The following is a 19,591-nucleotide window of genomic DNA, read 5'->3' as shown; positions in this document are numbered from 1 at the left end:
GGGTGAGCACCCCGCCCGCCTGTTTCGATCCCCTCGGTCACCGTGCCGGGGACAGCAGGCGCAGGCCCGTGACGGCCAGGCCGGCCGCCTGCAGAAGAGCGCCCGCGACCTCGAACCACTCGGTGCCGGCCACGAGCCCGATCACATGCAGCGGAGGCCACGCGATGACCCCGGCGGCGGCCCAGATCGGGACCGCGTGGCTGCGGAGGAGGGCCACCCCGACCAGCAGCGTGCCGATAAGGTTGCCCAGCGCGAAGAGGATGAACACCCACAATCCCAACGGGTCGCTCTGGGCGCCGTCGAGGACCGCCGCGTAATCCGCGATAGGACCGCCGCGCTCCACCATGGCCAAGTCGGTGAACCCCGTGAAGGCGACCGCGAAGTAGCAGATGTATCCCGCGGCCACCAGGGTCGCGCCGATCAGACCGAGTCTCCGGCTCCGGTCCCCCACAAGTCGCCTGGCACCGAGCATCGCCGGAACCATGAGGAGGCTGCCCAGCATCGCGGCGATGGTACTGAGCCGATACAGGCCGGGATGGGCCGACACGAGCGCGAGCGCGCTCGCCCCGGTGCTGTCGTCTCCTCCGTTACGCGTGGCCCAGGCGTAGGCGCCGTTCGCGACGACGAATCCCCATGGCCCGATGAGCAGCGCCAGCGCGAGCGCGGGGTTGCGCGGCCCGGGCGGTTCCGCCGGTGCGGACACGCCGGAAGGCGACGCGGAGGACGGGACGGTCGTTTCCATGATTCTCCTCCATAGGTGGGGCTGAGAGCGACGAGATCAGGCGTTGGATCGCAGCGCTGGCGCGAGCAGCGCGACGCAGACGAGGGTGAGCACGATGCCCGCAGCGGCCGCGCCGATGGCCGGGCCTGGAACGCCCTCGACGAAGAACGCCGGCACGGCGGTCAGCGCCGACAGCAGCCTGGTGACGATCACGGCCACCACCCCGGCGCGGCTGCCGCGCCAGGCGAGCACGACGCCGACCAGGGTGATCAGGCCGAGTACGGCACCGGCGAGTACCACCGCGAACGGCGGGTGCTCGCCATCGCCGGACGGCAGCGGGATCACATCGATGAGAGCGAACAGGCCGGCCAGGACCAGTCCGATGATGAGGGGTACGGAGCGTCTCACGTGCTTCTCCTGAGTGGTCGGGTCGATATCGGCAGTGTGGGTGAGCGGCCCCCACCTGCGGATCCGCGCCGACTCGGGTCCGGTCTCCGTGCTGGCACGTATTCACTCCGGCCACCCCCACGGCCTACCGTGTGGTCGTGGCACTCCCCCGTCTGCTCGCGTACGCGGCCGTGACCGTGGTGTGCGCGCTGACGAGCATCGAGGTGGTGCTGGCCGTGATCGCCGGTGACGGCACGGCCACGGCGGCGTACCCGGCCCACACGGCGGCCGAGAACGGCATGGCGCTCGCGATCGGCACCACGCTGGCGCTGCCCTCCGTCGTGCTCGGCGTGGTGGTCGCCGTCCGGCGGCCGCGCAGCGTGGTCGGCCCGCTGCTCGTGCTGGTCGGCGCGGCGGCGGTATGGGTCACCGTCGGCGAGCTGTACACCACGGCCTTCGCCCGGCGGCCCGACCTGCCGCTCTCCGAGTTCTACGCGGCGCTGTCGCAGGGCGACTGGATGTTCCTGTACGTGCCGGCGGCGCTGCTCATGCTGGTCTTTCCCGACGGCCGGCTGCCCGGCCGGCGCTGGCGCTGGGCCGCCGTCGGGCTGCTGGCCGTACCGACGCTGTTCACGCTGATCGCGGCGGCCGTCACCGAGCCGTATCCGCCGCCGTTCGAGAGCACGCCGCATCTGCTGCGTCCTCCGGAGGCGTACGTGCCGGTGCTGCTCACTGTGGGAGAGGCGCTGCTGCCGGTCTTCCTCGGACTGCTGGTCACGTCGGCGTCGGCCGCCGTGATCCGCTACCGGCGGGCGGCCGACGAGGTCAGGCGGGCGCAGCTGAAGTGGTTCGCCCTCGGCGCCGGCTTCCTGCCGCTCACGCTGCTGCTGTGCTGGGCCGGCTATCTCTTCTTCGGCAGTGCGGACCTGGTGGTCGCCGGCCTGGCGGCGACGGCCGTGTCGATCCCGGTGGCGACGGCGATCGCCGTGCTGCGGCACGATCTCTACGACGTCGACCGGGCGATCAGCGCCGCCGTCACCTACGCCCTGGTCACCACGATCCTGCTCGCGTTCTACACGGTCGCCACATTCCTCGCCGGCCTGACCGCCGGTCGCGACTCGCCGATCGCGGCGGCAGCGGCGACCGCCGTGTGCGCCGCCGCGCTGTCTCCGCTGCGCGTCCGGCTGCAGCGCCGGGTCGACCGCAGGCTCTACCCGGCACGGCAGGCGGCGCTGACCGCCATCGAGGAACTGCGCGACCGGACGTACGCAGGCGAGGCGCAGCCCGAGGAGCTGGAGGCGGTGCTGCGCGCCGCGCTACGCGACCCGCTGCTGCGGGTCGGCTACCGGCTGCCCGGCACGCCCGGACTGGTCGACGCGGCCGGCGACCCGGTCGACGCCGGTGCGGCGCACACGGCGCCGGTACGGCTCGGCGGCCGGGAGATCGGCGCTATCGTGCACGGCGGGGTGGGCAGCCGCGAACTGCTGCGCGAGGTGGCGGCCGCGGGCGCGCTGCTCGTGGAGGTGGTCCGGCTGCGGATCGAGGTCAGCCTGGCCCTCGCCGAGACCGAGGCCGGCCGCGCCCGGCTGCTGCACGCCGGTTACGAGGAGCGGCGGCGGCTCGAACGCGACCTGCACGACGGGGCGCAGCAGCGTCTGGTCTCCCTCGGCATGGCGATCCGCCTGGCGCAGCGCCGCAGCGGCGTCGGCGCCGACCTCGACGCCCTGATGGACGAGTGGGTGGCCGAGCTCGCCGCCGCGGTGGCCGAGCTGCGGCGGATCGCGCACGGCCTGCGGCCGAGCAGTCTCGACGACGGCCTCGGCGACGCGCTGGCGACGCTGGCGAGCAAGGCCCCCGTGCCGGTGTCGCTGGACGTCTCCGCCGACGGCCTGTCCGACGACGTGGCGATGACCGCCTACTTCGTGGCGAGCGAGGCGATGACCAACGCGGTCAAGCACGCCGGCCCGGTCTCGATCGGCGTCCGCGTCAGCCGTACCGGCGACCTGGTCACCGTCCGGGTGAGCGACGACGGGCCCGGCGGCGCCGAGGTGCGGCCCGGCGCGGGGCTGGCCGGTCTCGTGGACCGGGTCGAGGCCGCGGGCGGTGCGCTGCGGCTGACGAGTCCGGTCGGCGGCGGCACCCAGGTGGAGGCGGTGCTGCCGTGCGCGTTGTGATCGGCGAAGACTCGGCGCTGTTCCGGGAGGGGCTGGCCCGGCTGCTCGCCGATGCCGGGCACGAAATCGTGGCCAAGGCGCAGGACGCCCCGGGGCTGATCGCCGCGGTCGAGGCCACCGATCCCGATCTGGCGATCATCAATGTGCGGATGCCGCCGGACCTCACCGACGACGGGGCCCGGGCGGCCCGGCTGATCCGCGACGGCCACCCTGCCCTGGGCATCGTCATGCTCTCTCAGCACGTCGAGACCCGCCACTCCGTCGACCTGGTGTCGCGCGGCGGGTTCGGCTATCTGCTCAAGGACCGGGTGTTCGACGTCGACGACTTCCTCGACGCGCTGCGGCGGGTGGCGGCCGGCGGCTCGGCCCTTGACCCCGAGGTCGTCTCCCGGCTCATCGGCGGACGCGGCGTCGCCGATCCCCTGGCCTCGCTGACGGGGCGGGAGCGCGAGGTCCTGGCGCTCATGGCGGAGGGCCGCACCAACATCGGCATCGCCCGGCGGCTGTGGCTCACCGACAGGACCGTCGAGACCCACGTCAGCTCGATCATGGCCAAGCTCGGCCTGGCCAACTCGGCGGAGGACCACCGCCGTGTGCTGGCCGTACTCGTCTACCTGAACAGGTCGTGACCCGCCGGGGCGACGGGTGTCATTCGGCGGCCGGGCTTGCTGTACTGGAAGGCATGTCACCACGCGAAGGCGTACCGAGCCATGTCAGCCACCTTGTTCAGGGGCGCCGGGTGGACATGCCGGTCAGGGTCCGGGATGCCACGCTCTGCGCCGCCATGTACCTCGTGCGGGCCGATCCCGCCAGGGCGGTCCTCGCCTACTCCGGGATGGACGTCACCGAGGTGCTGCCCGGCAGGGCCGTCTGCACGCTGCTGTTCGTGCAGTACCGGGACTCCGATCTGGACGCCTACCACGAGTTCGGCGTCGCGTTCCTCGTACGGCCCCCGGCGAGCGGCCCGCCGCCCAGGCGTGGCGCGCTGGCGGGTATGAAAGACCTGCGTACGGCCGGGGGCGGCGCCTTCATCCACTGGCTGCCGGTGAACCAGGGCTTCACATTGGAGGCGGGCCGGGGCATCTGGGGGTTCCCGAAGGAACTGGCGGAGATCGACCTTCGCCTCGGCACGCCGTACAAACGGTGCACCGTACGCAGGGACGGGCGGCCGGTCGTCGACCTGCTGACCCGGCCGGGTCTCCCGCTGCCGGCGGCGGCGCTGCGTACGGCACTGCCGGGCAGGCGTGACGAGATGAGAATGATCGACGCCTACACGCACGCCGAGGGGGTCACCCGCCGCGTGCCCTGGACGGTCCGCCCGCGCGGCATCCGCTGGCGGCCCGGCGGTGCGCTGGTCAGGCTGGGCAACCACCCGATCGCGAAGGAGCTGAGCGAGCTCGGTCTGCCCAGGCACGCGCTGATGACCGTCACCATCGACCGTCTCTCGATGGAATTCTCCGGCGCCGAGGAGATGTGATCGCGCGCGGCGTCCGGGCCGGGGCCGTCAGACGATGGGGGGGCGGCCGAGACGGAGCATCCGCCAGGCCGTGCGCCAGGACATCGGGCGGCGGTCGCCCGCCGACTCGCGCACCCCTTCGGCGAAGCCGCGGAACCACGCTTTGACGGCCGTCGCCGACCTCTCGCGGACGAGCGTGAGGACGATCCAGTTGAGCAGATAGGTCGCGGCGAGCGGCCAGGGCAAGTTGCGGCGGGCCAGCCACACCCGGTTGCGTGCGTTGAGCCGGTAGAAGTCGGCATGCCGGCTCGGCAGCACCAGCGGGTGATACATCACGGTCTGCGCGTCGTACTCGATCCGGTAGCCCTCACCCAGCAGCCGCCAGGCCAGGTCGGTCTCCTCATGCGCGTAGAAGAACCGCTCCGGAAGCCCGCCCACCTGCAGGAACGCGGACTTCCTTATGGCGCATGCGCCACCGAGGAAGGTCGTGACAGGCGACGAACGCTCGGGGTCGCCGGCGCGCAGCCGGGGCACGTGCCGCCGCTGCACCGAGCCGCCCTCCGGGTCCATCACCCGGAACGAGATCACGGCGAGGTCGGGCTCGTGCGCGAACCGGTCGCGGACGTGGGCGGCGACCGCTGAGTCGGCGTACCATCCGTCGTCGTCGAGGAAGAGGACGATGTCCCCCGAGCATTCCTGGACGCCGCGGTTGCGCCCCTCCGGGATGCCGACGTTCCGCGGGAGCCGTACGGTCTTGACAGCGGCGGCGGAGCCGGGCAGCGGCCGGGCCGTGAGATCGGGGACATCGGCGCCGTTCCCGACGACCACCACCTCGACATCGGCGTCGGCCTGTGTGAGCGCGGAGGCGACCGCACGGTCAAGCTCGGCGGTCCTGTTGCCCATGGTGAGAATGACACACGAAATCTTCACGGCGTCATCGCCTCGACGCTGGGCGCACTACACACAATTTCATGATCACCGAGTCTGTGTGGCCGGGCCATCCGGAATCCGCCGCGTTCACTGCGCGATAAGGGTATCGGAACTGCCAGCGAACCGTTACCGAACCGCAGGTGGAGCCGCGACACTTCCCCGGAGGAAACCCGCCTCCCCGTTTCTGTCCGATCATGAAAGCCGCCGGGACGCGAGGATGCTCACCAGGTGCAGCACGAGCTGGATCACCGCGACGACCGCGCAGGCGACGACCAGCACCCGGGTGGCGGGGAACCACAGGTCGAGCACGGCCGCGATCACGACGATGAACGACAGCTCGACCGCCTGGATCAACCGGTGGAACCGGGTGGCCCCGACGATCCTGCGGGCGAGGCCGAGCCTGCTGGAGGTGAACTCCCCCGCCTGCGTCTCCGTGGCGGCGACCAGCCCGGACCTGGCGCGGGCCACGTCCACCAGATCGGTCTCCGATTTGATCAGGATCGCGCCCAGCGCGGCGGCGAAGCCGAGCACGGTGTACCAGTCCGGCACCGTCTGCGAGGCCCGGAAGCCCAGGCCGATGAGCAGCGCCGCCTCGGCGAAGTAGTGCCCCACCCGGTCGAGGTAGACCCCGGTGATCGACGTACGGCCGGTCCAGCGGGCCAGCTCGCCGTCCGAGCAGTCGAGCAGCAGGTAGAGCTGGATCAGCAGCGCGGCGCCCACCGCGGCCGCGATCCCTGGCAGGGCCAGTACGGCTCCCGCCGCCACCCCGCTGAGGATCATCAGGCCGGTCACCTGGTTGGGCGTGATCGGCGTCTTGGCCAGCAGCCAGGTGGCGTATATGGACAGCCGCCGCATGTACAGCAGCCCGGCCCAGTGCTCGCCGCTGCGGCGGTCCATGGTGGTCTGCGGCTGGGCGACCGCGCGAAGCTCAGCGACCGACGGCGCGGACATAGTCCTCAACTTTCGCCCTGACCTCGTCCTCCGTCAGGCGGAGGTGCTCGAGGATGGTGTAACGGCCGGGCCTGGTGTTGGGGGCCAGCATGACGGCCTCGGTGAACTGTTCGTTCGACAGGCCGACCTCACCGGGGGTGACGGGCAGCCCGTGCTGCCGCAGGCAGCCGGTCACCTGGCCGAGCCGGTGGGCGTCCTCGCGGAGGAAGAAGCAGAAAGCCGTGCCGATCCCGGCCAGTTCGCCGTGGTTGGCGGTCCTTGGGAAGAGCTGGTCCACGGCATGCATGATCTCATGGTCGCCACCGCTGGCCGGCCGACTCGACCCGGCGATGACCATCGACATGCCCGAGAGGATCAACGCCTCGGCCAGTACGGTCAGGAACGCGTCGGACTCGACGGAGTCGGACCGGCCGAGCACGGCCTCGGCCGCCGTGCGGGCCATGGAGATCGCCACGCCGTCGATGGGCTCGCCGCGCTCGACCCTGCTGAGCTGCCAGTCCTCGATGGCGGACAGGTTGGCGAGCACGTCGCCGACTCCGGCGCGTACGAGCGGGGGCGGGGCGTCGTGGACGAAGTCGAGGTCCACCATGATCGCTAATGGCATCGGCACGCCGAACGAGGGCTTGCCCCCGTCGTGCACGAGGGAGGCCACCGGCGAGCAGATGCCGTCGTGGGAGAGGTTGGTGGCCACCGCGACCATCGGAATCCCCGCCAGCGACGCGGCGTACTTCGTGGTGTCGATCGTCTTGCCGCCGCCGATCCCGATGACCGCCTCGAAGGCGCCCTTGCGCAGGTCGCCGCCGAGCGCGATGGCCGCATCGACCGTTCCAGCGGCGACGCGGAAGACCTTGGCGTCGCCGAGCGAAGGTGCGATGATCGCGGCGATCCGGTCACCCTGGTTCGGGCCGACCGCGACCGCCACCTGGCCGGAGGAGGCCACTCGGCTGTCGGCCAGCAACGAGCCGAGCTGCGCGATCGCGCCCCGCCGTACCTCCATCGTGAGGGGGGCGGGAAGCATCCTTGCCAATATCGGCATCAGAACTCCTCAGGCGACGGTAAGGGACCGCGGGCGGCCGGAGGGGTTGTCCGCGGAAGGGCTGTGCAGAGCGCCTCGCCCGGACTCCCGGAGACCCGTGAGGATCAGTATCGCCATGCGATCTCACGGGCCTTGGCCAAGTCGTCGTGGTTGTCCACCTCGACCCACTCGACCTTGCCGATAGGCGCCACCGTGATCTTCTCACCTCGGTCGACCATCTCCTGATAGCCGTCCTCGTAGTAGAGCTGGGGGTCACGCTCGAAGGTCGCCCGCAACGCGTCGGCCAGCCGCTCAGCGGCCCCCGGCCGGATCAGCGTCGCGCCGATGTACTCGCCGTACGCCTCGGCGGGATCCATCAGCTTGGTGATCCTCTTGAGCCGGCCGTCCTGGAGGGTGACCTTCATCTCCTCGTCGGCGAGCGGCTTCACGTCGTCCACCGCGAGCAGGATGTCGGAGCCGTCCTCTCCGGCCGACAGCAGAGTACGCTCCACCGACACGGGGTGCACGGTGTCGCCGTTGACCAGCAGCGCACCCTGGGCGAAGTAGTCGCGGGCGCACCACAGGGAGTAGGCGTTGTTCCACTCCTCGGCCTTGTCGTTGTGGACCAGCGTCAGCGTGACGCCGTGACGGCTCTCCAGATCGGCCTGGCGGTCGCGCACCACCTGACCCTGATAGCCGACGATCACGACGACGTCACGGAGGCCCACCGCCGCGAGGTTACGCAGGGCGATGTCGAGGATCGTGGTCTCGCCGTCGACCGGCACCAGCGCCTTGGGCAGTGTGTCGGTGTACGGCCGCAGGCGGCGTCCGGCCCCGGCGGCCAGCACCATTCCGAGCAATTTCGCGCACTCCTTGAGGTCGAGCGTGAGGCAGTAACCCCAAAGGTTAGTTGGCTTTTGGTCCGGTGTGGGCAATCACCCGGTCATACCGTCAATCTCGGCTCCCCTGTCCGGCCGCGGGAACGGCCTCAGCAGGGCCCTCCCGCGGCGACGGGGCGCCTCCCGGCACGGCGCCCCAGCAGGTGACGCTCTCCCAGCCGAACACGCCCCACAGATATCCCGCCAGCAGCACGAACACCATGGTCGCAGCGTCGAGCAGGCCCGCCACGCCGATGACGAGCAGCCGGCCGTCCCAGCCCAGCCCGACGGCGGCCAGCCACGAGGGTGGCTGGACGCGCTGCCGCACCCGGTAGACGACGTCGTAGTGGTGAAAGGCCAGCGCCCCGAGCAGTGCGAAAATCAGCACCGGCGGCACCGACCGGCCGAAACCGACGAACGCGACGAATCCGTACTCCGTGAGCCGCAGGATCGGCGGCACCAGCCAGTCGAGCCTGCCGTCGTGATCGTGCGCCGCGCCGGACCCCGCCAGCAGCAGGAGCACCGCCGGAGCGAACATCGCGAGATCACCCCGGCCCGCCGTCCCCGCGAGCAGCAGGGCGCCCATCACGAAGGCCCCCGCGATCACCGGTGGGAGCGGCGGGATCTGGCCGGAGAGCAGCAGGCCCATGGCCTTGGCCAGCGGACCGTCGTCGCGGTAGGTCACGACGGCGCGGGGTGGCGCCGGCGTGATGTCCGCGGCTGCCGTGGACGGCGTGGTCGTCATGCTCGCTCCCCCTGGATGACCGGCCCCGCTGTCGTGGCCGCGCCGATCGCCGTGTCCTGGCCCACCGTCGTGACCGTGCCGGTCGTCATGGGAACGACCTCACGATCCGGCCGGCCGACATGTAGGCCAGCGCGACCACGCCCCAGCCGAGGAGCGCCAGGAACGTCACCCGCGCGTCGAACAGCGCGGCCGTGATCGCGATCAGCGCCACCCGCTCCCCGATCGGCAGTACGATGATCTTCCTGAGCCAGTACGCCCTGCCTGACGGCCCGTCGCCGCCGGGCCGGGACGACGCGACCGGCGGGCCGGCCTGAGGCCCCGCCTCCTGATCGGTCTCCGCCCTCTCCGTCAGAGGGCGGCGCGGCCCGGCGACGGCGCCGGAGTCGGTCAGCGACCCGGCGTAGGAGAAGTCGACCATGTGCCGGACCACCTGGAGGATCACCGCGGCCACCGCGAGCGGCCACACGCCGCCGGACTCGCCCGACTGCGCCTGATAGCCGAAGGCCAGCCCGACGAACACCGCGTACTCCTTCAGCCGGTCGCAGATCCCGTCGAGCCAGCCGCCGTGCGCGGAGAACCTTCGCGTGTAGCGGGCGAGCTGCCCGTCGACGCAGTCGAGGACGAACGACAGATACAGGGCGACGGCCCCGACCACCAGCCCCGTCCGGTTCCCGTCGGAGAACCAGATCGCCGCGATGAGCGCCAGTCCCACCGAGATGCCGGTGACGGCGTTGGGCGTGAGCCCGAGCAGGGCGGCGAGCCGTACGACATGACGGGACCACGAGCTGACGAAGAACGTCGTGAAGAAGCCGTCGCCGGTCTTGATGGCCGCGTCGAGCCGCACCCGGGACTCGTCGACCTCGGCGAGCCCGCCGATGGCCTCCTCCGCCGCGGCGCGGTCGGCCACCCGCTCGCAGCGCAGCGCGCCGATCGCGACGGATCGGACGGGCACCCCGGTCCGTACGAGCCCGGTCAGCAGCAGGTCGGGCACCTCGGCGTCGCCCGCCCGGCCGAGAAGCCCGCGCTCCGCCAGATCGCCCAGCTCCTCGGCCACCTCGGCGAGGCTCGTCAGGTGCGCCTCGCCCACCTGCAGCACACCGCGGAAGGCGCCGTCGGCCCGCTCGACCTCGTGGAAGGAGTTGCCCGCCGCGACGACACGGCCGGACGCCGTCCGTACGGGCGGGTGCAGCGGGGCCCGCCCGCCCGGTCCGGCCATGGGCCCGACGATCGCCCCGGTGGGCCGGTCGGGATCCGCCAGCAGCGTGGCCAGGGCCTCGGTGTGCGCGACGACGTCGGCCGCGAGCACGACCAGCGGCGACGTGGCCGTCCTGGCCGTCTTGGCGACGAGCCGCAGGTCCTCGGCCAGCCCGTCGCTCGTGGTGTCGGGCAGTCTGCACGTCCCGGCTTCGTACGGCCTGGCAGCACCCGGGTGGACGCCGTCCGGCCTAGCCACGACGTGTACGTCCCGGACCGGCAGCGTGACGAGCTGGCGGGTGAGCCGCTCCAGTACGCTGGTGCCGTCGGGGCAGGGCAGATCGGCCGCCGGAGTGGTCGCCAGGACCACCGCCACGGTGTCACCACCCCGCGTCATGCCCGGCGCCATGCCGGCGGATCTACCCGGGTCGGCCCGTATCGACATTCCGAACTCACCTCGGTAACCGAACACTCACCTCGCAACGTAACCGAGTGATCACTTGGTGGCAATCACCTTTCCGTGCTTCGTGCCCCGGTATCGTCTGGTGCGGGGAGGAGAACATGATCGCGGAATCGCGTCTGCGCAGGGTCGCGGTGGTGCTGGCCGGCGGCGTCGGCCGGCGGATCGGTCTCGGCGTCCCCAAGCAGCTGCTGAAAATCTCCGGCAGGACGATCCTGGAGCACACCGTCGGCGCGTTCGACGGCCATCCGGAGATCGACGAGGTCGTCGTGCTGATGGCCCCCGGTTTCGTCGACGTCGCCGAGGAACTGGTGCGCCGGAACGGCTACCGCAAGGTGACCAAGGTCATCGAGGGCGGCGCGAGCCGTACCGAGTCGACCTGGCTGGCCCTGCGCGCGCTCGGCGACGACGAGTGCGATGTGCTGCTGCACGACGCGGCCCGGCCGCTGATCGCGCCGCGGATCATCAGCGAGTGCGTGGCAGCGCTGGAACGGCACGAGGCCGTCGAGGTGGCGATCCCGTCCGCGGACACGCTCGTGGTCGCCTCCCCCGGGCCGCGGGGGGAGATCGTCCGCGACATTCCCGACCGCTCGGCGATGCGGCGCGTGCAGACCCCCCAGTGCTTCCGGCTGTCGGTCATCCGCGCGGCGTACGAGCGGGCGTTCGCCGATCCGGCCTTCGACGAGCGGCCGGCGACCGACGACTGCGGCGTGGTGCTGCGTTACCTGCCCGACGTGCCGATCCACATCGTGCCGGGCGACGAGCGCAACATGAAGGTCACCCATCCGGTCGACGTCTTCATCGCCGAAGGGCTCTCCCGGCTGGCCGGGGGCACCGTCCCGGCGCTCGCCGGCGACGCCTGCCGCGACGGCCTGTCCGGGCGCACGCTGGTCGTCTTCTGCGGCGGCGACGGCGGCGTCGGCGCCGAGCTCGTGGAGCTCGCCAAGGGGTACGGCGCGGCCGTCCGCTCGTTCCCACGCACCCAGGACGGCGTACGGGTCGAGGACCCCGCCGCCGTGGCCGACGCCCTCGCCCGCGTGTACGGCGAGACCGGGCGCATCGACTACGTCGTCAACGCCGCGGCCATGCCGCACCCGGGCGGGCCGGCCGAGGCGGATCCGCACGTCACAGCGGAGACGGCCGGGGCCGCCTACCTCGGGCCGGTCAACGTCGCCGGCGCGGCGTTCGATTACCTGGCGGAAAGCGGCGGCCATCTGCTGCTGCACATCCCCTCGCCCCGCGCGTACGGCCCGGCCGCCCGCGGTCTGCGCTCCTCGGCGAAGGCCGCCGTCGTGAGCCTCACCGAGGAGCTGGCCGGCGAGTGGGCCGGCCACGGGGTGCGGGTCAACTGCCTCGACCCGGAGCCGGCCGCCACGCCGGCGCATCCGAGCGCCTCCGGTGCCGAACCCGCCACCGCGCCGCCGCCGGCCGAGGCCGTCGCGAGGACCAGCCTCGACGTCCTCCTGTCCCGTCTCACCGGGCAGGTCGTGGACGTACGGCAGGCACACGCCTGAGCCGCTCTGCCCGTCGGTGAACACCGTGATCGAGCCGGTGCTCCGGGGGTAGGCGCCTCGAAGAAGCGATCACAACCGCCCCGGGCCCGGGCTATGGGGCCGCCGGCGAGGGCACTTATCCACAGGGAAATGCGCCTGTCAGGGATGAGTGCGATACTCGCGTCATCTACGGAGCGTATCGACTTGGATACGAAGGGATGTGCGAACGATGGTCGCCACGTCACGCAAGCCGCACGGCCGCGCACCTGTACGCGGCACCGAGCACGCGCACGGCCCAGCGCCGGAAGACGGGCCGGCGTCGGCGCATCGGCCCACCCTGGAGCCCGGTCCTGAGCAACCGCTGCCCGGCACTCCCCGCGAACTGTTCGACGCGCTGCCCCACCTTCCGGGCCTCCGGACCGAAATCATCGATGGGAGACTGATAGTGAGCCCCGTGGGCACCCCCGAACACGGCAGGGCCGCGATGCGGCTGTTCCGTCTGTTCATTCCGATCCTCGACGAGCGCGAGTGGGAAGCCTTCGCCGGCAACGTCGACGTGTGCATCGACGGCACGCGCGAGCCTCTCGAGCCCGACTTCGTGCTCGCCCCCATGAGCTGCCCTCGATGGGGCGGCCGGGAACTTCTGTCGTCCGGCCTGAAGCTGGTCGCCGAGATCGTCTCCCCGGGCAGCGCCCACGACGACCGTGAGCTGAAGCCCGATATCTACGCGGGCGGCTGCGTCCCCGTCATGCTTCTCGTCGACCCGCTCGCCGAGTCGGGGACGGTGACCGTCTTCAGCGACCCCAAGGAGGGGCGCTATCAGGTGATCTCCACGGTGACGTTCGGGCGGGAGATCTACATTCCCGACCCGATCGACCTCACCCTGGACACCTCAGTCTTCAAAGAGGTCCTCTAGGCCGACCAGCTCGCCTTCCTGCCGCGTCCTGCCGACCCGCATGCTGCCGGACGGTTTCTTGCTGAGGCTGGGCGGGCTGGTCAGGAAGCCCGTGCCCCAGGACAGATGCATGGTCGCGTACACGAGCGGGAGCCGTACCAGCGCGCCCGCCGGCAGGCCGCGACCGGTGGCGACAGAACCGGCGAGGATCGCCGCGACGTAACCGCCGGGGATCAACAACCCGGGCCAGAAGAACGGCGAGACGACCAGGCCGAGCGCGATGGCCGCCACCGCGATGGGCGGCGCGAGATAGCGTAAGTTGATCGTTCCCTGGTGGGTGCGCGCGACGACCCGGCGCCACCTGCCGTAGTGGAAGTACTGCTTGGCCAGCGCGCGTACGTTGGGCCGCGGGCGGTAGGTGACCCGCATGCGCGGCTGGAACCAGACCAGGCCGCCGGTCTCCCGGATGCGGTGGTTCATCTCCCAGTCCTGCGCGCGCTGGAAGTGCTCGTCGTAGCCGCCGACCCGGTCGAGCGCGGTACGGCGGAAGACGCCCAGATAGACGGTGTCGGCGGGGCCGGCCTTCCCGCCCGTGTGGAAGCGCGCGTTGCCCACACCGATCTTCGAGGTCATCGCACGCGCGACGGCCTGCTCGAACGGCGTGATGCCCTCGGCCGCCATGATGCCGCCGACGTTGTCGGCCCCGGTGGTCTCCAGGGTCTCCACGGCCGTGCGGAGATAGTCACGGGGCAGCATCGCGTGCCCGTCGACCCGGGCCACGATCTGGTTTCTGGACGCGATGATCGCGGCGTTCAGCGCGTTGGGGGTGCGGCCGGTCGGGTTGGGCACGACGATCACGCGGGGGTCCGCCGCGGCGATCGCGTCGGCCACCTCCTGCGTGCGGTCCTTCGACGGGCCGATGCTGAGAACGACCTCCAGCGGGCCCTGGTAGTCCTGGTCGAGGACCTGCCTTACGGCTTCGCGCAGGTGCCGTTCCTCGTTGAGCACCGGCATGATCACCGAAACCGGTGGCCAGCCGCGCGTGGACGTCTGACTCGGCTGGCGCGAGTCGGAGAAGGGATTCATGGTTGCGCTCACGCTACTGTACGGGGGGGTGGAGGCGGCAACCGGAGGACGGGAATGCCTGGCGACCAAGAGGAGGACTCCGGCGTCCGCATAGGCGGAGACGGCTACGGGGGGGTCAGGATCACAGCCCGACGCGCCCGACAAAAACGGACAAATCTCCGATCGGTCGTCATCTCCGGCGCCCTTTCGGGGGTCGTGCTGCTCAGCTCCGGCGGAATGTGGCTGGCGTCCGGCTATGCCGCCAAGCAGATCCAGGCGGTGGACGCCGGGACAGCGGGTGACTCCGGACCGCGCGGCGCGATGAACATCCTCCTGGTCGGCGTCGACAAACGGGACGACCTCACCAGACGGCAGCAGAACCAGCTCCATCTCGGCCGCGAGGTCGGCGAGCGCACCGACACGATGATGGTCATCCACCTGTCGGAGGACCGCGAGCGGGTGACGGTCGTCAGCCTGCCGAGGGACACCTGGATCGAGGTCCCGGGCAAGGGCACCCACAAGATCAACTCTGCCTATCAGTTCGGCGGCGCCAAGCTGGCCGTGCGGACCGTCGAGGAGGCCACCGGGCTGCGCATCAACCACTACATCGAGGTCAACGTGCTCGGCTTCATCGATGTCGTGGACTCGCTCGGCGGCGTGACCGTCTGCACCCCGGTGCCGATCGACGACCAGAAGACCCGGCTCACCATGCAGCCGGGGACGCACAACCTGGACGGGGTCAACGCGCTGGCCTACGCGCGTACGCGTGCCACGGCACGCTCGGACCTCGACCGGATCGACCGGCAGCAGCAGGTGATCTCGGCCCTGCTGAACAAGGCGATCAGCGGCGGCACGCTCACCAACCCGGCGAGGCTCACCGGGATGGTCGGCTCGGCGCTCAAGGCGATCACCGTCGACAAGGCCCTGGCGGACGACCTGCTCGGGCTGGCCAACCAGCTCAAGGGCGTCTCGACGGACGACGTGACCTTCACGACCGTGCCGCTGGCCGATGTGAACCACCGGACGCCGACCGGCGAATCCGCCGTGCTGTGGGACAAGCCGGCCGCGAAGGAGCTGTTCCAGCGCATCGCCGAGGACCAGCCGCTGATCGAGACGTCTCCCGAACCCTCCGGTACGGCTTCCGCCGCCGCCAGGCCGTCGGGGCGGCCGTCGCCGTCGCCGTCGCCGACCGCGCTGACGATCCCGCCGGAGCGGATCGCCGTCCGCGTCCTCAACGGGACGTTGATCAACGGGCTGGGCGCCCGTACGAAGACGGCTCTCGTCGCAGCCGGGTTCCAGGTGCCGTCGACACCCGGCAACACGGCCAAGCACGACTTCGAGAACACCGTGGTCCGCCATCCGCCCGGCCGGGAGGACTCGGCCCGCACGGTCGCCGCCGCGTTCCCCGGTGCCGAACTGCGCGAACAGCCGGATATTTCGGGCATCGAGGTCGTGCTCGGTCAGCGGAACAACACGGTCAAGAAGGTGACCGTCGCGGCCACGGCGACCCCCTCCCGCACGGCCTCGCCGACCCCCACCGCCCGGACCGCCACCCAGAACATCTGCGATTGACGAGCCGCCGGCATCCAGTCCTCCCTGCCGTACGGCTCAGCCGTACCGGTTCCGCGGGACACCGCAGCCCTCGGCGACCGACCCCGTCGATCGCGCTGTGTAGACATTAGGTCTACCCAAAGTGATGGGTCAGGAGTGATCCTGGATGTCCACAGCCATGAGGGACAGGGGGCAGCCGATGCGGATCACTCCCGAGGAGGCGCTGAAGGGCCTCGGCGAGCTCATCGACAAGGACCGGTTTTCCGTGTGCCCGGTGGAATATCGCCGGCGTCCGGCGATCCGGGTCACGTCGTTGAACTCGTGCTCGATGACCGACGCGATCGTCGCCGAGCCCAGAGGGGAGCTGGTCGTATTCCGCTGGTCGTGGGGCGACCCCATCGCCATGAGTTCGGATCTGCACAGGGCCGCCGACATCGTGATGCGGGTGCTGGACATCGCGGAGAGCCCGATCGCCCCGCGGTGAGCGGATGAGGCAGGTCATTCGTTCGGGGTCTCTGCGAAGCCGCCGCTGACCGTGACGATCCCCGGTAGGACCGCCACCTCGGCGACCAGGTCGGGGATCGAGCCGGTCCCGCGCACCGACAGCACGGCAGCCGCCTTCGACGATCCGGCGACGCGCTCGTCCAGCAGATGCTCCCGGCCGTTGTCCCGGCCGGGCTCGATCAGGTGCCCGCGCTCGACGTGGAAGGCGGACCGGTCGACGCTCACATCGGAGACGGTGAACTTCCGGCGCCGGCAGAGCTCCAGCACCTCCGGCAGCGCCTTGGCGGCCTCCAGGTAGGTCAGGCGGAGCTGGAACGGCAGCCGGGCCGGACGGGGCAGCCGGTTGGCGACCGGGGTGAGCCCGAACACCACGAGGAAGTGCCCGACGGTCACTCCCGAGGCCAGGATGGGCAGACCGGCGCCGGCCGCTGCCCCGACAGCCGCCACCACCCACACGACGGCCGCCGTGGTCAGCCCGCGTACCGCGTCCCGCCGTACGAAGATCACACCGCCGCCGATGAAACCGATCCCGGAGACGATCTGGGCGGCCATCCGGGACGGGTCGAGCACGACGAGGCCATGGGCGAGCACATCGCCGAAACCGTGCTTGGAGACCAGCATGAACAGCGCAGCGCCGACCCCGACGAGGGTGTGGGTGCGCAGGCCGGCGCTCTTGTTCCGCCACTCCCGCTCCAACCCGATGAGCGCGGACAGGATGAACGCCAATCCCAGCTTGACGACCTCGGACCAGCCCTCCCCGCCCAGCGGGGCCGCCAGCACTCCGGCCGCCGATGTGCCCATCACGTGTCTCCCCCCTTCACCGCCCACTCGGCGAAGCGCCAAGGAGTGTCATGACACGTTCATGTCATCCGTAAACCCGCCCCCCACACCAGTGGCGTGATCTTGCGAATACTCGCAGCAACGGCCAACGACCCGGACAAACTCCGTTCGTGATCTTGCAGAATCTCGCACACAACAGGGTCTACCTGCGACTATCCAGTTGGTGATCTTGCAATGCAAGATCACCAATGATGTTTTCCCTGGCCAAGGGGCATGCGTGCGAGATTCTGCAAGATCACGAAAGCCCCGCACGTCTTCGCCCCTCCGGTCCTCTGCGTGTAGCCCCGGTAGACGCTCTCGAGGACCGGCGCTTAGCCACCGCAGGCGAACGGCAGGCGCTGGACGTCCGGGGAGATGAGCGCGCCGATCGACTCGGCGGCCCGGTACGGCCCCGGCCCTCGATTTCCCGGCTGAAGACCGGTCCCGCAGAGCGATGACGGCCCATGCGTTCATGTACCGCTCTACCGAACTGTGGGCCGGTGCTCCGGCGTTCACGCCGGGGGTGAAGGCCCACGCGGGAGTGTCGTCTAGGGCGCGGGCGTGCCTTCACACGCAGGTCACACGGGACGTTGTTGTTGCTCGATGTACTGCTTGAGGACGGTCAGGGGTGCGCCGCCGACCGATCCGGCGAAGTAGGACCCGGACCAGAAGTGCCCGCCCCACAGATACTTGCGGACGTGCGGGGCGTATTCCTTGCGCAGCATCCGGGCTGAGACGCCCTTGAGACTGTTGACCAGCTTGGACAGGGCGACCTTCGGCGGGTAGTGAACCAGGAGGTGGACGTGGTCGTGTTCGCCGGTGAACTCGCGAAGTTCGACCTCGAAGCCGGCGCAGACGTCGCGCATGAGTTCCTCGCAGCGGACCAGCATCGGGTCGGTGAACACCCCACGCCGGTACTTCGTCACGAACACCAAGTGTGCGTGGAGGTTGTAGACAACATGACGTCCGGTGCGTACATCGGGGTTTGGATTCCAACGCGGTGACATAAACCAAACGATACGATCAGGGGGTGGAGTTGGTGAGGCAGGCTCGTGCGCACGTGGCGCGACTCGACCTCAGCGCAGCCCAGGCGGCTGTGCTGGACGGGCAGGCGCACACCGCCCGCGCGCTGTGGAACCTGCTGCATGAGTACTTCACCTTCCGGCAGGGCCGGTTCGCGACGTTGAAGGACTGCGACGCGGCGATCCGGACGGCCCGCCGCGAGATCGATTGGATGGGGCGACTGCCCGCACAGGCGGCGCAAGCGGTGCTGAAAACGTATCGGCAGGCGTGGGCGAATTTCTTCAACCCCGGCCATCCCGCCGGGCGGCCCACGTTCAAGGGCCGGTTGCGGACCCGGTTGGCCGTGGACGTCCCCCAAGCCCGCGATTTGCAGATCAAGCGGGTTAACCGGCGGTGGGGTGCGGTCAATCTCCCCAAGGCCGGACGGGCGCGGTTTCGGTGGACCAAAGACCTGCCCGGCGTCACCAGGGGCGGCCCTGCCGGGCGGATCACGGGGGCGCGCCTGGTCAAGGACGCCCACGGCCGGCAGGTCGTGTTCCGCACCGAAGCCCTGGTCGCGCCGGCCCCGGCCGTGCACTCAGGCCACCCGGTAGGGATCGACCGGGGGGTCATCGTCGCCTTGGCCCTGTCGGACGGCACCATGCGCGAGCACGGGCCCTGGCTCGGCAACGGTGAGAAAGAACACCTGCGCCGGCTGGAGAAGAAGTCGGCCCGCCAGCGGCGCACCCGGCCTCGTGGCCAGCCGGCCTCGCATCGGCTGGCCCGCACCTACGACCAGATCGCCCGGCTCCGCGCGACAGCCAAGCGCCGAGCCGTCGACTGGCAGCACCAGACCACCACCGAACTCGCCGGCACCTTCAGCGTGGTCGTGGTGGAAGACCTGAAGATTACGAACATGGTCCGCTCTGCCACGGGCACGGTCGGCAACCCCGGCGTGAACGTCGCGCAGAAGGCCGGGCTGAACCGCTCGATCGCTGGGGAAGCGTGGGGCCGGACGGTCACCCTGCTGGAATACAAGACCTCCGACCGGGGCGGCCACGTCGTGAAGGTCCCAGCGCGGGGTACCTCGCAGACCTGTCACCAGTGCGGTCACCGTGACCCGGCGGCCCGGGACGGGATCAGGTACGTCTGCGTCAACCCCGCCTGCGGTTGGGTCGGGCATGCCGACACCAACGCCGCGATCAATATCAAGAACGCCGCAGGAACTGTGGTGTCAGGACGTGGAGACCTCGGGACCGCCCGGTCTGCGAAGCGTCAACCCCCGCGCGCCGCTTAACCGCGACGCGACGGGAGAATCTCCGGCCTTTAGGCCGGGGAGGAGTTCAAAGTT

The 19,591-nt window shown here is 70.7% G+C and carries 19 protein-coding genes; 8 read left to right on the top strand and 11 right to left on the bottom strand.

The genetic code is table 11. From position 1 onward, the window contains the following. Nucleotides 1-37 precede the first annotated feature (37 nt). Both ACQP1K_RS05720 and ACQP1K_RS05715 read right to left on the bottom strand, forming a co-directional pair. Nucleotides 38-742, bottom strand: coding sequence for a hypothetical protein (locus ACQP1K_RS05720; protein ID WP_433499817.1), 705 nt, complete (start codon nt 740-742; stop codon nt 38-40). A gap of 36 nt (nt 743-778) precedes the next feature. Further along, nucleotides 779-1,129 (bottom strand): hypothetical protein, encoded by a 351-nt coding sequence (locus ACQP1K_RS05715; RefSeq protein ID WP_433499816.1) that lies wholly within the window; start codon nt 1,127-1,129, stop codon nt 779-781. Nucleotides 1,130-1,266: 137 nt separating this feature from the next. Here ACQP1K_RS05715 and ACQP1K_RS05710 point away from each other — a divergent pair, with 137 nt between their 5' ends. The 3 genes from ACQP1K_RS05710 to ACQP1K_RS05700 are packed head-to-tail and all read left to right on the top strand — an operon-like array spanning nt 1,267 to nt 4,759. Next, entirely contained in the window at nt 1,267-3,282 is a 2,016-nt protein-coding gene (locus ACQP1K_RS05710) for a histidine kinase (RefSeq protein ID WP_433499815.1), read from the top strand. Further along, nucleotides 3,270-3,911, top strand: coding sequence for a LuxR C-terminal-related transcriptional regulator (locus ACQP1K_RS05705; protein WP_433499814.1), 642 nt, complete (start codon nt 3,270-3,272; stop codon nt 3,909-3,911). Before ACQP1K_RS05710 ends, ACQP1K_RS05705 begins: the two co-directional genes overlap by 13 nt. Before the next feature lie 53 nt (nt 3,912-3,964). After that, nucleotides 3,965-4,759, top strand: a complete 795-nt coding sequence (locus tag ACQP1K_RS05700; RefSeq protein WP_433499813.1) for an acetoacetate decarboxylase family protein — start codon at nt 3,965-3,967, stop codon at nt 4,757-4,759. Nucleotides 4,760-4,786: 27 nt separating this feature from the next. Here the strand turns inward: ACQP1K_RS05700 and ACQP1K_RS05695 are convergent, their stop codons facing one another. From ACQP1K_RS05695 to ACQP1K_RS05670, 6 genes are all read right to left on the bottom strand, one after another. After that, entirely contained in the window at nt 4,787-5,668 is an 882-nt protein-coding gene (locus ACQP1K_RS05695) for a glycosyltransferase family 2 protein (RefSeq protein WP_433499812.1), read from the bottom strand. 192 nt (nt 5,669-5,860) lie between these two features. Continuing rightward, nucleotides 5,861-6,619: a CDP-alcohol phosphatidyltransferase family protein gene (locus ACQP1K_RS05690; protein ID WP_433499811.1), complete on the bottom strand. Its 759-nt coding sequence runs from the start codon at nt 6,617-6,619 to the stop codon at nt 5,861-5,863. Next, nucleotides 6,597-7,655, bottom strand: coding sequence for an iron-containing alcohol dehydrogenase family protein (locus tag ACQP1K_RS05685; RefSeq protein ID WP_433499810.1), 1,059 nt, complete (start codon nt 7,653-7,655; stop codon nt 6,597-6,599). Before ACQP1K_RS05685 ends, ACQP1K_RS05690 begins: the two co-directional genes overlap by 23 nt. Nucleotides 7,656-7,759: 104 nt before the next feature. Continuing rightward, nucleotides 7,760-8,494 (bottom strand): sugar phosphate nucleotidyltransferase, encoded by a 735-nt coding sequence (locus tag ACQP1K_RS05680; protein WP_433499809.1) that lies wholly within the window; start codon nt 8,492-8,494, stop codon nt 7,760-7,762. A gap of 91 nt (nt 8,495-8,585) precedes the next feature. After that, nucleotides 8,586-9,257: a DUF5941 domain-containing protein gene (locus ACQP1K_RS05675; RefSeq protein WP_433499808.1), complete on the bottom strand. Its 672-nt coding sequence runs from the start codon at nt 9,255-9,257 to the stop codon at nt 8,586-8,588. Nucleotides 9,258-9,342: 85 nt separating this feature from the next. Then, nucleotides 9,343-10,848 (bottom strand): CDP-alcohol phosphatidyltransferase family protein, encoded by a 1,506-nt coding sequence (locus ACQP1K_RS05670; protein WP_433499807.1) that lies wholly within the window; start codon nt 10,846-10,848, stop codon nt 9,343-9,345. 164 nt (nt 10,849-11,012) lie between these two features. On the opposite strand from ACQP1K_RS05670, the gene ACQP1K_RS05665 reads away from it, so the two are divergent. Both ACQP1K_RS05665 and ACQP1K_RS05660 read left to right on the top strand, forming a co-directional pair. Beyond that, on the top strand, nt 11,013-12,425 hold the full coding sequence (locus ACQP1K_RS05665; protein ID WP_433499806.1) for an SDR family oxidoreductase: 1,413 nt from the start codon (nt 11,013-11,015) through the stop codon (nt 12,423-12,425). A 208-nt stretch (nt 12,426-12,633) separates the two neighbouring features. Then, nucleotides 12,634-13,320, top strand: a complete 687-nt coding sequence (locus tag ACQP1K_RS05660; protein ID WP_433499805.1) for a Uma2 family endonuclease — start codon at nt 12,634-12,636, stop codon at nt 13,318-13,320. On the opposite strand, the gene ACQP1K_RS05655 is transcribed toward ACQP1K_RS05660, so the two are convergent. Beyond that, the gene (locus ACQP1K_RS05655) at nt 13,297-14,385 is read right to left on the bottom strand and encodes a glycosyltransferase family 2 protein (RefSeq protein ID WP_433501494.1); all 1,089 of its coding nucleotides are present in this window, start codon (nt 14,383-14,385) and stop codon (nt 13,297-13,299) included. The two genes, ACQP1K_RS05660 and ACQP1K_RS05655, sit on opposite strands and share 24 nt — an antisense overlap. Before the next feature lie 195 nt (nt 14,386-14,580). Between ACQP1K_RS05655 and ACQP1K_RS05650 the strand changes: the two genes are divergently transcribed. Beyond that, nucleotides 14,581-15,936: an LCP family protein gene (locus ACQP1K_RS05650; protein WP_433499804.1), complete on the top strand. Its 1,356-nt coding sequence runs from the start codon at nt 14,581-14,583 to the stop codon at nt 15,934-15,936. 145 nt (nt 15,937-16,081) lie between these two features. Beyond that, entirely contained in the window at nt 16,082-16,399 is a 318-nt protein-coding gene (locus ACQP1K_RS05645; RefSeq protein ID WP_433499803.1) for a hypothetical protein, read from the top strand. A gap of 14 nt (nt 16,400-16,413) precedes the next feature. On the opposite strand, the gene ACQP1K_RS05640 is transcribed toward ACQP1K_RS05645, so the two are convergent. After that, a complete protein-coding gene (locus ACQP1K_RS05640) occupies nt 16,414-17,220 on the bottom strand; it encodes an MgtC/SapB family protein (RefSeq protein ID WP_433499802.1) in 807 nt (268 codons plus the stop codon). 596 nt (nt 17,221-17,816) lie between these two features. Then, a complete protein-coding gene (gene tnpA / locus ACQP1K_RS05635) occupies nt 17,817-18,245 on the bottom strand; it encodes an IS200/IS605 family transposase (RefSeq protein ID WP_433499801.1) in 429 nt (142 codons plus the stop codon). Nucleotides 18,246-18,268: 23 nt separating this feature from the next. On the opposite strand from tnpA, the gene ACQP1K_RS05630 reads away from it, so the two are divergent. After that, complete coding sequence (locus tag ACQP1K_RS05630; protein ID WP_433499800.1) at nt 18,269-19,537, top strand: RNA-guided endonuclease InsQ/TnpB family protein; 1,269 nt, start codon at nt 18,269-18,271, stop codon at nt 19,535-19,537. The last annotated feature ends 54 nt before the right edge of the window (nt 19,538-19,591 follow it).

It is taken from the genome of Sphaerimonospora sp. CA-214678 (assembly GCF_050942215.1).
GTDB lineage: Bacteria > Actinomycetota > Actinomycetes > Streptosporangiales > Streptosporangiaceae > Sphaerimonospora.
Note: the sequence above shows the minus strand (reverse complement) of the source record. Positions and strands in the feature narration are given on the sequence as shown.